The organism is Lysinibacillus sp. GW247-5R2A (assembly GCF_059424475.1).
Genome location: NZ_JBWKZL010000017.1, coordinates 50,891 through 63,639 on the forward strand (window position 1 = coordinate 50,891; position 12,749 = coordinate 63,639).

Annotated in this window: 9 protein-coding genes; all 9 read right to left on the bottom strand. The window is 38.4% G+C overall.

Annotation, left to right across the window (positions count from 1 at the left end):
* Window positions 1-35: 35 nt before the first annotated feature.
* On the bottom strand, window positions 36-3,116 hold the full coding sequence (locus tag AC07YC_RS21040) for an AAA family ATPase (protein ID WP_494920348.1): 3,081 nt from the start codon (window positions 3,114-3,116) through the stop codon (window positions 36-38).
* Window positions 3,113-4,270: an exonuclease SbcCD subunit D gene (locus AC07YC_RS21045; RefSeq protein WP_494920349.1), complete on the bottom strand. Its 1,158-nt coding sequence runs from the start codon at window positions 4,268-4,270 to the stop codon at window positions 3,113-3,115. Before AC07YC_RS21045 ends, AC07YC_RS21040 begins: the two co-directional genes overlap by 4 nt.
* A 123-nt stretch (window positions 4,271-4,393) precedes the next feature.
* Window positions 4,394-5,305 carry an SGNH/GDSL hydrolase family protein gene (locus AC07YC_RS21050; protein WP_336636896.1) on the bottom strand — a complete coding sequence of 304 codons (912 nt, stop codon included), beginning with the start codon at window positions 5,303-5,305 and terminating at the stop codon, window positions 4,394-4,396.
* Between the two features lie 32 nt (window positions 5,306-5,337).
* Window positions 5,338-6,567, bottom strand: coding sequence for an aminopeptidase (locus AC07YC_RS21055; RefSeq protein ID WP_336636897.1), 1,230 nt, complete (start codon window positions 6,565-6,567; stop codon window positions 5,338-5,340).
* Window position 6,568: 1 nt separating this feature from the next.
* Window positions 6,569-7,717: a DEAD/DEAH box helicase gene (locus tag AC07YC_RS21060; RefSeq protein ID WP_494920350.1), complete on the bottom strand. Its 1,149-nt coding sequence runs from the start codon at window positions 7,715-7,717 to the stop codon at window positions 6,569-6,571.
* A gap of 218 nt (window positions 7,718-7,935) precedes the next feature.
* The gene (gene cuyB, locus AC07YC_RS21065) at window positions 7,936-8,637 is read right to left on the bottom strand and encodes a cysteate racemase (protein WP_494920351.1); all 702 of its coding nucleotides are present in this window, start codon (window positions 8,635-8,637) and stop codon (window positions 7,936-7,938) included.
* On the bottom strand, window positions 8,634-9,866 hold the full coding sequence (locus tag AC07YC_RS21070; RefSeq protein WP_494920352.1) for a carboxylate--amine ligase: 1,233 nt from the start codon (window positions 9,864-9,866) through the stop codon (window positions 8,634-8,636). Before AC07YC_RS21070 ends, cuyB begins: the two co-directional genes overlap by 4 nt.
* A 57-nt stretch (window positions 9,867-9,923) precedes the next feature.
* Window positions 9,924-10,877 (bottom strand): C39 family peptidase, encoded by a 954-nt coding sequence (locus tag AC07YC_RS21075; protein WP_494920353.1) that lies wholly within the window; start codon window positions 10,875-10,877, stop codon window positions 9,924-9,926.
* Window positions 10,878-11,093: 216 nt separating this feature from the next.
* Window positions 11,094-12,590 (bottom strand): class I adenylate-forming enzyme family protein, encoded by a 1,497-nt coding sequence (locus AC07YC_RS21080; protein ID WP_494920354.1) that lies wholly within the window; start codon window positions 12,588-12,590, stop codon window positions 11,094-11,096.
* Window positions 12,591-12,749: the final 159 nt, after the last annotated feature.

Genomic DNA, 12,749 nt, shown 5'->3' on the forward strand with positions numbered 1-12,749 from the left:
GGGCGTATTTCCTTAAACCGGAAATACACCTTCCTTTATTTTATTTCAAAATGTGTTTGACTATGTCCATTCAATGTTTTTTCGACATGTAAAACGGCTGGCATCGCTGATTTTAATTCAGGCACATGAGAGATGACACCAATCATTCGTCCAGAATCTTGTAAATCGATTAATGTGTCTATTGCTTTATTTAATGATTCTTCATCGAGCGAGCCAAAGCCCTCATCAATAAACATCGTTTCAATATGAATATTGCCTTGGAAGCTTTGAATAACATCTGCCATTCCTAGAGCAAGGCTTAATGATGCATTGAACTTTTCACCACCGGATAGCGTTTTAACATCTCGTAATTGATCTGTGTAAGCATCATATACATCAAGCCCAAGTCCACTTTGCTTGGCATGCTTTTCAAGCCTGTCTGAACGTCTAAGCTCAAATTGACCATTAGATAAATGATAAAGACGAATATTGGCTGCCTCTGTAATTTGATCTAAATAATTAATTTGAATATATCGTTCAAAGGACAGTTTTTTCGAATTTTGCCCATTTAATAAGCCATACAGCTCCTTCACTCGACCTGCCTCACTCTCAAGTAAACGAAGCTCTCTCTCTATTTCTTCTACTTTGGTGATGAAGCTTTGACATGATTTCGCGAATCCATCTATTTGTTGAAGTTGTTTAAAGGCATCCTCATAGGCGATTCGAAGATTTTCCACAGTTGCCTCCATCAGGGCTAAATCTTGCTTCTCTTTCCCTTGAAGATGTTTTTCTCCTTCTGAAATTTGAATTTGTAACGTATGAACATGTAACGTGTAGTCATTGCATGCCTTCCGAAGTTCCTCTAATTGAGTGGTACTTCTTTTCGCAGTGGCATAGTCTTCATAGTTCACAAAGCCTGCTTCCTGCATGCTTATTGAAAACTGCTCACGCTTGTCATTCATTTTGAGCTTTAATTCTTCAAAATTCTGTTTGGCGATTTCCACAGCTAGTTTAGCATTACTGGCAGCTTCCTTCGCGGCATGTAAATCATGCTGGCTTTCCTGCCATAATTTTTGTAAATCCATTTTTTGCTTACTAACATCGGTAAGTGTTTGTTTTAATTGCTGTAAAGTTGGAATAGTTGTTGGCATTTGCTTATGCTGTTCTTCTACAATTGCTTGCAGTCTTGTCCAACCCTTCATCTGCTCAGTTAAATATTCCTCAAGTTTGACTTGTTTATGTTGCAAATGCTCTATTGCTAAACGCTGTTTCTTCTGGTTAATCCTTGTTTGAGCTAACTGTTGATTGATCATCTTTAAGCTAGTAATCTCTTGTTCCATTTTTTCTAAGGAAGCTATAATTTGTGCTTGATCCTGTTGCTTCATTGCGTATGCTTCTAATTGTGTCAGTGCCTCTTGCTGAAGCTGTTGTGCGGATGTTAAAAATGCCTCTTTTTCCAAATACAAACGCTCGTCTGAAGAGGCTTTTCTCCTTAACGTTTCCACCTGAGCAAGCTCAACAATTTCCAATTGCTCACTATGTGTTTGTTGATGAGTCGTACTCCCACAAACCGGACAAGGTTGCCCTTCTTTAAGCTGCTGAGCTAAAATGCTTGCTTGGCTTGTCAGCCAGCGTTGCTCTAATTGTTGAAGCTCCTGTCTACTGTCCTGATAATGAGCCTTAGTAGCGATAACATCTTGTTTCGCTATCTCTACTGCTTTTGTATATTTCTCCACCTGCATGAGCAAAGCTACTTGCTCCCGCAGTTTTGGTAGTTGCTCTAAATAACCCTCATATGGTTCCAATTGTTTTTCAAAGTGCTCAATTGATTGTGAAAGCGCCTCTAATTGCGCGCTTTCTTTACTGATTAGCGCTAGGTTATCCGCTGCCCCTTGTTTAGCCGTTTCAACATATTGCTCAGCAATTTGCAGTTGCTGTATATTGCTGTCATAAGCCTCGAACTTAGGAAGCAATGCTTGGAGCTGCATTTCCTGCTGCAAAAGCTGTTGCCGTTCTGACTCTTTTGCCTCTTCCGCTTCATATTTTTCTTGAGCTCTTTGTAAAAGCTCCTTGGTTTTTAATTGACTACTGTTGGCTTGCTGATAGGCTTGTTCTTTTAAATTTTGTTCCGCTCGTAAATCCAAGCATTGTTGCTCCAGTAGTAGTAAACGCTCCGCTTGTTCTGCTAAAGCTATCTCCCGTTCCTTTGCACGGTAGTTGTCTTGCTCATTTAATAGCAGTTCTAGTCGTTCTTGTCGTTTGGACTGCTCCTCAAATTGTTCATTAAGCGTTTTAGCTAAACGGTAAAACTCCTGTTCTTTTTGATGATGATTATAGGCTTCCTCATACTGGCGCTGTTCATCTTCAAAGCATTTTCTATAATAGGTAAGCTCCTCTTCCAATGCTTGCTTTAGCTGAAACATATTTTCAGTATTATCAGCAATCTGTGTGAACAAAGGAGAGGAACGATGTGGAAGTGCACCAACAATTTGACCAAGTAGATGTTCTTTTAATTGCTTGGCACGTTCAAGATCACTTTCTGCTTCTTTTCGTTTCGCATCAAGCAGTTTTGTCATAACACCAAAGCGATCTGTTTTGAAGATTTTTCGTAATATGACCTCTTTGTTTGTAGAATCCGACGTTAATAATTTGCGGAATTCACCTTGAGGTAGCATCACAATTTGGCTAAATTGATCCTTTGTCAGACCAATAATATCCTGAATCTTTTTATCGACTTCCAGTGTTTGCTGCTTTTCAACAATGTTATAATCGAGCTTTCCCTCTTTTACTTCCGCTAACTCCACCTTTTTACCAGTAGCTGTTTTATTTTTTTCCTTTATATGCCCAGGCTGACGTAAAATCTGATAGACTCTTCCATGCATTTCAAAAATAAGTTCTACTGCTGTATATACATCATCATCAGCAAAGCCACTTCGCAGTAAAGCCGTATCCTGACGATCCTCACCACTGCCTGACCCATAAAGTGCATAACAAATCGCATCAAAAATCGTCGTTTTCCCTGCACCGGTTTTGCCAGAGATAGCGAACAAACGATGTTCTCCTAACTGTTCAAAATCAATTATTTCCGTATTTTTATAAGGACCGAATGCCGTAATCGTTAACTTTAATGGCTTCATTTTACTGTTTCTCGCTCCTTATCTAATAATTCCTGTAGCATTTCCGTAAACAGACGCTCGGTATCTTCATCTGGTTGTATCCCAATTATATCTGTAAAGAAAGAGCGGAATAGATCGATATCTTCTAGCTTTTCTGCTTCTACTACTTGAAGCTCACTTGGTTTCTCTTGTCGTAAAATTTTACGTTCAACATGCATAGCATGAGGAAAAACGGTACGAATACGTTCCATTGGCGAAGACACGGACGTAGCATCCGTCAATCGAACAAATACATAATCATCACTTGGTGGAAGCATTAATAAATCCTCCAACTGTCCTTCCACTACACGTAAATCTCGTCTTGGCATGAACTTTCTTTTAGTTACAGTACTATTTCCTTGCTCATCTAGATCGACGATTAAAAAGCCTTTTTCATGTAGATGCTCAGACAACGAGTATTTTAATGGTGAACCAGCATAGCGAATTGTTTCATTTAAGACAAAATGTGCCTTATGTAAATGTCCGAGTGCTGTATAATGAAATGGTTTAAATAAAGCAGCATTCACACAATCTGAACCCCCAATAGAAAGCGGACGCTCTGAGTCACTAGTATTGGCTTCTTCCTCACCGTATTTGGTCACAAAGGCATGTCCAACAAATATATTGCGTTTATTTGTATCCATACCTTCTGTTATATGTTCAATAATTTTCTGCATCGCATCATGGTGAGAACGAATGGACTCCTCTTCAAAAATACTGCGAATAGTGGCAGGCTCTGCAAATGGTACAAGATGAAAATGCACCTCTCCATATGGATCATTGATAATAATAGGTGCATGATCTTTCGTAAACTGCCCCTTAATATATAAACCACTATCACGCATCAAACGACTACCAAAGTTTAATCGGCCTGCACTGTCATGATTCCCTGAAACGGCTAAAACAGGAATCTTCTTCTCTAAAACTATTTTTGCTAATATATCATTTAGTAAATTCACTGCCTCAATAGGGGGCATGGAACGATCGTATAGATCACCTGCTATAATAATTACATCTGGCTTTTCTTCATCAATAGCTTGTATAAATTGTTGTAAGATATATTGTTGGTCCTCTGTCATATAGACCCCTTGAACGAGCTTTCCTAAATGCCAATCTGCTGTATGAAATATTTTCATTCCTGTACCTCCTGTCCTTTTACTATTTTATCATGGCTTGTAACGGATTGTTTTTTCCTTTGTTTGGGGAATTTAGTACACACAAAAAAAAGCATCCTCTAAGATGCCTTTACTCATTATTATTTATTTCTTTTCCAACTTCCCCATAAAAGCTGTATAGCCGTGAAATCCCTGAATGGAACGTACGTTTTCAACAGACTGGGAGGATGTCACCTTTTGTTGTTTAGGCTGTGTAGAAGCTCGCTCTTTTAAAATTTCCTCAAATGACAGAGGATTCGGTTGTGGTAATTGTGATGAAGCAATATTTAGGGCATCACTACCACTATATGCCTTTAAAAATGCATTGGCCATTTGGCGATAGCCTTCCATATTTGGATGAACATCTGCATAGTTTGGTAAGTAGTTAGTGGCATTTAACCCAAAGCTGTCATACACATTTACATAAACAGCTCCGGCTAGCTCTGCCTGTTGCTGTAAAATCGTATTTAACTTTACAAGCTGTGCATTTGTTCCTTCTTTTTGAGTGAGATGAACAGCTGGATAGGCAAAATAATAGCCGACAACATATACCTGAGCCTTTGGCGCAAGTTCTCCCAATTCATCTAATATAGCTACCATATTTTTTCTCACTATATTTAAGGCGTAATCTGCTTGAAGTTGAGAAAAAGTTAATGTTCCAGCCGTTGGATTTAGCCGGACAAGGCTTAATAAATCATTGGCACCTGCCGAAACAGTAACTAAGGTGGCATTGGCTAATAAATCTCTTGCTTCCTCAGTTTTAATGCTTTCTAATACATTAGCTGTTGTAAAGCCTGGAAAAGCTAGTTCCTTTGTATAGAATTTTAATTGATCCATAGACTGTAATCTCATAGCAATTAAATCACTATATCCAGCATCAATTTGTTGAAAAGGGGTTTGACCAGCAGCTAGGGAATCCCCAATTACTACATAGCTTTCGGTTTGAGCAAAAGCAGATGAACCCCAGCATGTCATTACTAAAATAATCATCCCGATTAAACTACCTAAGTGCTTCATCTGCTCTCCCCCATTCTCGATTGGAACTAAAGTTAGAAAGCCCAGCTACCTTTGCGGAATATCGGCTCTACTGTTCCATCAGGCAAAATACCGTCAATGTCCATTTCACCATTCCCAATCATAAAGTCTTCATGTGTGACAGAAATATTTGCACCTAATGCTTCTAATTGACCGTTTTCTAAGTCTCTACCGCCCTCTAAGCAAGTCGGGTATGCTTCCCCAATGGCTAAATGGTTTGAAGCATTTTCATCGAATAATGTATTAAAGTATAAAATCTCTGATGCTGAAATGGGTGATTCATGCGGAACAAGGGCTACTTCACCTAAATAACTTGAACCTTCATCTACTTGAATAAGCTCTTGTAATAAATCTTGACCTACTTCAGCTTCTGCCTTTATAATTTTTCCTTCTTTAAATGTTAATGTAAAGCCATCAATGATATTGCCTTGATATACTAAAGGCTTTGAATTACTAACATAACCGTCTACACCTTGCTTCATTGGAAGTGTATACACTTCTTCTGTTGGCATATTGGCAATAAAAACATTGCCTTCAGGCGTTTTACTGCCACCAGTTAGCCATTTATGCTGTGGAGCTAAAGCAATTGTTAAATCTGTTCCTGGAGCAGTATAGTGTAGCTTCGCATACTTTTTATTATTTAAAAGTTCAGCACGAGATTCTAAATTCGTTACATGCTGATGCCAATTGTCAACTGCATTTCCTTCTCCGATATGAACTGTTTTAAAGATAGCGTCCCATAAAGCAGGCACTTGCTCCTCGGCTGTCAATTGAGGGAATACCTTTGCCGCCCACTTTGACGAAGGGACTGCAATAATTGACCAAGCAATCAAATCCTTCATAACCGCATTTCGATAGTTTTTCAATGCCGCTCCTGATACCTTTTGATGAGTAGCTAATCGATCAGCCGAAATTCCTGTTAATTTATCAGGATCTGCGGCATCAATCCATAGTAATGCCCCTTTACGTTCAATGAGTTCATCACGCATTCGTACGATCCATTCAGGGAAACGGTTAAATTCTTCATCAGAGGCATGTTCAAAATAGGCACGATCCATTTCATCATCTGAAAAATTAACATGGACACGTCCAGCGCCAGCCTTATACGCCTCTTTAACGACCAAACGAGCAAAATCTAAAGCATCAACTGATGTGTTGACTAACAAATATTGACCTGGTTGAATGTTTACTCCAACTTTTACTGCAAGTTCTGCGTATGCCTGTAATTTTTCTTCAAATGTCATATTATTTCCCTCGCTTTTGTCCAATTGTTTTAGAATTACCTTCCATTAGCTTACCATCATGCCATATTTTCTGCACTGGCTTACCAGGAACTTCTCTTGTCCATTTTTTATAGGTTTTCTCGTCTTGATAAGATAGTAATGTTAATACTTCACCATCTGCACCTGCACGACCTGTACGACCCGAACGGTGTAAATACTGCTCAATTGTTCGTGGAACGTCAACATGAATAACATGTGTTAAACCGGCAATATCTAAACCACGTGCAGCAATATCTGTCGCGATTAAAATACGTGCTTCCCCTTTGCGGAAAGCATCTAAAGCCTTTTTACGTTCTTCCTTTTTCATGTCAGAATGTAGTGTCACGATTGGTGCAGAGCGATACTGTAGCTTCGTTTCTTTCATTAATAATTGATCAATATTATTGACGAAAGCTAATGCTCTCAAACCTTCTGTATGCGATAAACGGCGAAGGAACTCTGTTTTATCACGTTCTTCCACCTTCACAAACGAGTGGATTACTTTACCAACCTTTAGCATATCCTCGGGCTTAATTTTAAAACGAACTGGCTCAAACATCATGCGACTTGCCACTAATTCAATTTCCTCTGTAATAGTAGCTGAAACAACTACAACTTGTCGTCCGAAGGCAGAACCTTCAATAAAGGATTTAATGACAACACGGTATTCACGACTTAGTAATTGATCACATTCATCTAAAACAACTGTTTCAATTTCCTTAAGCTTTAATTTACCTGCACGTGCTAATTCATTTAAACGACCAGGTGTTCCAACAACAATCGTTGGCTTTTTCTTTAATTTTTCAATTTGACGAGCGGAATTGGCCCCACCAATAAGCTGCTGAACCGTAATATCCGTACCTGCCGTCCACTCACGGATAACTTCTACAATTTGCATGGCTAGCTCTTGTGATGGAGCTACGATAAGACCTTGTGTTTGCTTTTTCGCCCCGTTTACTTTGTTCAGCAATGGTAAAACATACGCTAACGTTTTACCAGAACCAGTAGGTGATTCCGCTACGATATCCTTTCCTTCAAGCATCGCTGGTATCATTTCCTCTTGAATTTTCATAGTTGCTTCAAAGTTCCATTTTGCTTGTAATTCTTCTTTTAATAAATTGATTACTGACATGTTATTTCCCACCTTCTATCTGCTTGACACTAGTTTAACACACTCGGTAGCTTCCTACTTTATATGTACGCAAACCTTTGTCTAATCGTTTCACCTAGTGAAACTTTCATCCATAAAAAATCTGCCTAACTCCACACATGGAAATGTAAGCCCGTCCACAATTTTTTGAAGACTTACAGCCTACCCATGTAAAGCAAGCAGATTCTTTCTATAGATTCCTAATCGATTAGCTCATAACCACATGCTAAAATCGCACACTCTGCTAAAACGATTAGTGAATCAATATATATATTACTTAATTTTAAATCTCGATTGACAATAGATAGCTCCGTACAACCCAATACGAGACGATCACAGTTTAGAGCTAGCATGGCATCTTCAATTGGTTGCCAATCATCCTGTGTGACATTCTTACCAGCTTTAACATAATCGTAAATAATGGTCATCACATAGGATCTCATCTCATTATCTGGTACAACCGGTGTAATGCCATATTCTTCTAACGCATCTTGGTACATGCGTGAAGTCAATGTACCTGTTGTCGCTAATATACCAACACGCTCTGCTCCCAATTCAGATGCACGCTTCGCCGTTTCACGAATCATATGCAAAACAGGAATCGGGGAGCCTTCCTGAATCTCGTCATAAAAAGTATGAGCCGTATTACACGGAATGGCAATCATATCAGCTCCTACAGAAGCCAACTTTTTTGCATCCTCAATTATAACAGGCACTGGGTTTTCTTTCGTATTATCTAAAATAAAAGCCGTACGGTCAGGGATATTTGTATCATTATCAATAATGGTATGTAAATGCTCCTGATCTTTTTGCGCCTTTGTACGTCTTACAATCATTTCACCAATAAACATCGTTGCTAGTGGACCAACTCCACCTATTATACCTAAAGTTTGTTTTTTCATGAGTTAGACAGACCTTTGTTATTAAAATATTTCTTATATTTGCGATAAAAATTTAAATTATCAACGGTTACATTCAACCAACGTTTGGCATTCATATCCTTATAATTAAAAATAGAATCTGTCGCCATTCCTTGTCGAATTAGACTTTTTGCTTCAATAATAAGTTGTTCGTTTTGTACGTATTTGAAAAGGACACCATTTGGTACGATTGTCCAAAGATGTTTATTTTGCACGTATGTTAGTGGCTGTTTACTTCCTCGAACATAATCGTCTGCCACATATTGCATAAGGTTATAGCCACTAGCGGTCACATAATAATTGGAAAGCTCATTATGTAATTCGATACTTAACAATTTATAGTGTCCATCACGCTCATCATATTTCATATCAAATGTAGCAAATCCATGGAATTGAATGGCTTCTAGAAATGTCTTCACATTTTCCATTAAAGCCGGATTATAGGCTGTCATAATAGCCACATAACGACCAATCCCCTCTGGTGAATGCTCTTCTAGAATCGGATTTCCCACAGCAAGTAGCTTTGCCTTCCCATCTTGTCCTACATAAGCATTAACAACACACATATTCGCATCTTCTCCAGGAATATATTGCTGCATCATAAGATCATCTCTATAGGCTGATTCCTTATAAATAGCATGTAATATGCTATCCTTTTCTTCCTTATCATGTGCAATATATACTTTTTTCTTTCCAGGAAAAATACATGTGGCATACTTTGTCATATTCATCGGCTTAATGACAATTGGATAGTCAAATGACATGTCGTACTCTTCATAATCATTAACTGTGCATACATGCATGGCTGGGTATTGAAAACCAAATTGTGCACACAGCTCATACATACTTTCACGAGTTAGTAGCTGATGTGCAAGAGTAGCATCTACATAAGGAACTAAAAAATCCTCTTTCAATTCATCTTTATGTTCTACGATTTTTTTAACATAAAATTCATCACAGGCTAATAGCAGTAATTTTTTCTCTGAAAATTCCTGCACAATTGCCTTTAGCGCTGTCACAAATCGTTCTTCTATATGAAGTCTCGGCACTTCACGGAAGGTCAGTAAATCACTTTGTTGAATTTTTTCCATATTCGTATGATTTAATGCAAGTGGCTTCACACCATAGGCTTCGTAAAATGCTCTGGCCATGCCATAAGCATTCATTTCATCGCCTAGTAAAACTGGTAAAAAAGCGTGCTCAATGGCCATTCTACTCAACTCACTTTTTACGTTTTTATTAGTGTAACATACTTCCTACTAGCTAGTTTATTTATGTACAGCTACTGCCTGTTCACCTAATTCATGATAGCTTTTAAAGAACTGGTCCACATTATAAGTGACATAGCCCTTTAACGGGTCCATTACTACTACCTTATCGCCTAAATATCCAGTTAACACAACAGCGTGTAAATTCATAAAAGCGTCCTGCGAAGTAGTCGCTCCATTATAAGTCCAGCCTCTATCAGCATTTTTTTTAGGCTTCGATAAATCCAGCGTCACCCATGTCACGACGGGAACTCCCTCACGAACAAGCTGTAAAATATCTTCCTGTGAGGCATTTCTCATATCTGTCACACGTAAATCAGCTTGTTTATCTGCAATCGCTGCCTCCGCTGCCTTGACAATTGGAGCAGCAAATACATACATACCATGAGCTTTATCACGAGGATTACCTGCAAAAGCCTCATTTGGATTTGGTCCAAAACGTTGATTACCTACAATACGTATTTCTTGCTTTGGTAAATAGTTATCAGCCATTTCAAGCTTTGACACATTCATTCCATAGTAATTTAATACGGCTGTGAGTGAAGTTATTTCACAGCCATGTGGAAGCTCAGGATGTTGCATCACCACAGGAACGTCTAGCTCTTGTTCGTCTCTTGTAAAATGGGTCTGCAATCGGAAGTATGGTTTTGTCGTATCATACGTAAAATTTTCGATGGTTGTATAGCCATCATTTGCCGCACTATTTTCAAGAGTCGTTGCCGCAACAGCATATTCCCGCCCCTCTTTGAGCTTCGAAAATATAGCTTCTCCCTCTTCCGAACCAATAGCTTCTTCTACAACATTACCTGTCTGTACATCTGTGACCGTGATATAAAGATTAGCAATTGGTGCACCACTATTAAATTCTACTGTTAATACTGTTAATTGATTTTTATTTTCCGCATCTTGCTGTGAAAATGGCTGACAGCTAGAAAGTAACATTATGATTAACATGCCGATAAGTAAAAGGCGTTTATACCCCGTCCACAAGACAAATTCCGCTCCTATTCTAAATCGAAGGGTCACCCCTTCTCCATTCTTTTAATTTAATTTGTCGTAGACTTTATTATACGATACTTTGAAAGAGGTTCCTATTTTATCTTGTGTCAAAGAATTTTTTTTGCATCGATAAACGAAGCTTTGAGGAAAGTTAACAGTCCATAATTTTTCTCAAATTGTACTTACTTTTGATCGTAATGTATGCTTTAGAACTTTACCAGAAGCATTGCGTGGCAGTTCAGTTAAACATTCTATTTCATACGGTACTTTATATTTGGCAAGCTGTGATTGACAATAGGATAAAATGTGTTCCTCATCGAGTGACTTACCTTCCTTAAATACGACAAAGGCTTTAGGCACCTCTCCATACACTTCATGCGGTAATCCAACCACTGCTGCCTCTAAAATTTCAGGTAATTGATACAATACTTCTTCCACTTCAATAGGGTAAATATTTTCACCGCCTCGGATGATCATATCTTTTTTCCGATCAACAATATATAAATAGCCTTCCTCATCAAAACGTCCTAAATCTCCTGAATAAAGCCAACCATCTATAATCGTTCTAGCTGTTTCTTCAGGATTACGTAAATAGCCCTTCATCACCTGTGGTCCCCTTACACATATCTCGCCTACTTCACCAGCGGGAACCGGCTTACCTTCACTATCAACTACTCGAACCTCTGTCTGCCCTAATGGCTTCCCAACGGAGCCTATTTTCGTTAAGGCATCTGAATCTAATAAAGATGTGGCTGCAGGAGTATTTTCTGTTTGACCATATAAATTTTGTACGTTCACATTTGAAAACGCCTCTTTCACTTGTTTAACAAGCTCATAGGGCATTGGGGCAGCCCCGTAACATAATAAACGCAAATGGCTAAAGCTATGTTCCTTAAATCCTGGCGTATTTAAAATGATCGTATACATGGATGGAACACCAAAGAAGATGGTTGCCTCTGTTACTGCAATCTGTGCCAATGTTTTGGTTGGTGAAAAGGCTTCTTCTATCACGACTGTTCCGCCCTGATAAAACATCGGCATGGCAAAAACATGCAGTCCTGCACAGTGAAATAATGGTGTACAAATAAACATCTTGTCCTTGTTAGACATTTTCATGGAAGATGACCAAATATCGGCTGTAGCCACAATATTTTCATGAGTTAGCATCACGCCTTTTGGTTTACCAGTTGTACCTGAAGTATACATAATAACCGCAGTATCATGGGCCTCCAACTGTACTACAGCTCTTACTAAATTAGTATTGTTAAAGATATCATTCATAGCTTGAAATCCAATAACATGTTGGAATGAATAGGATACATCCTCTAGTGCTTCAGCTAATCTTTCATCATAAATGAGTCCCTTAGCTTGTGAATGATTAAAAATAAATTCAACCTCAGGAGCTGCTAATTTAGTATTAATGGGCATAGCTACGTAGCCAGCTAATTGCACGCCTAAATAAGCAATTAAAAATAAATCTGAATTGAGTGTATAGAGTGCAATGACATCGTCCTTTTTATAATTTTGCTCCTGTAAATAAGCTGCAAATCTTTCGACACAAATATAAAACTCACGATAACTTAGCTTTTTCCCATCATATACGGTCGCCATTTCACTAGGCTGTTGCACAGCATACTTTTCAAGAATATCCGTCATGTACATCGTCATTATAAGCCCTCCAAAAATTCATTTTTTACTGCTAGATAGAATTATCATCAATGGCAAATTACTAGAATGCTAAAATTTCAGAAAATTATGATTTTATTTTATCAAGCATTGAATTCCTTGGCAATTTTTCCATACATTCAAAATATGTAGGCGAACTAA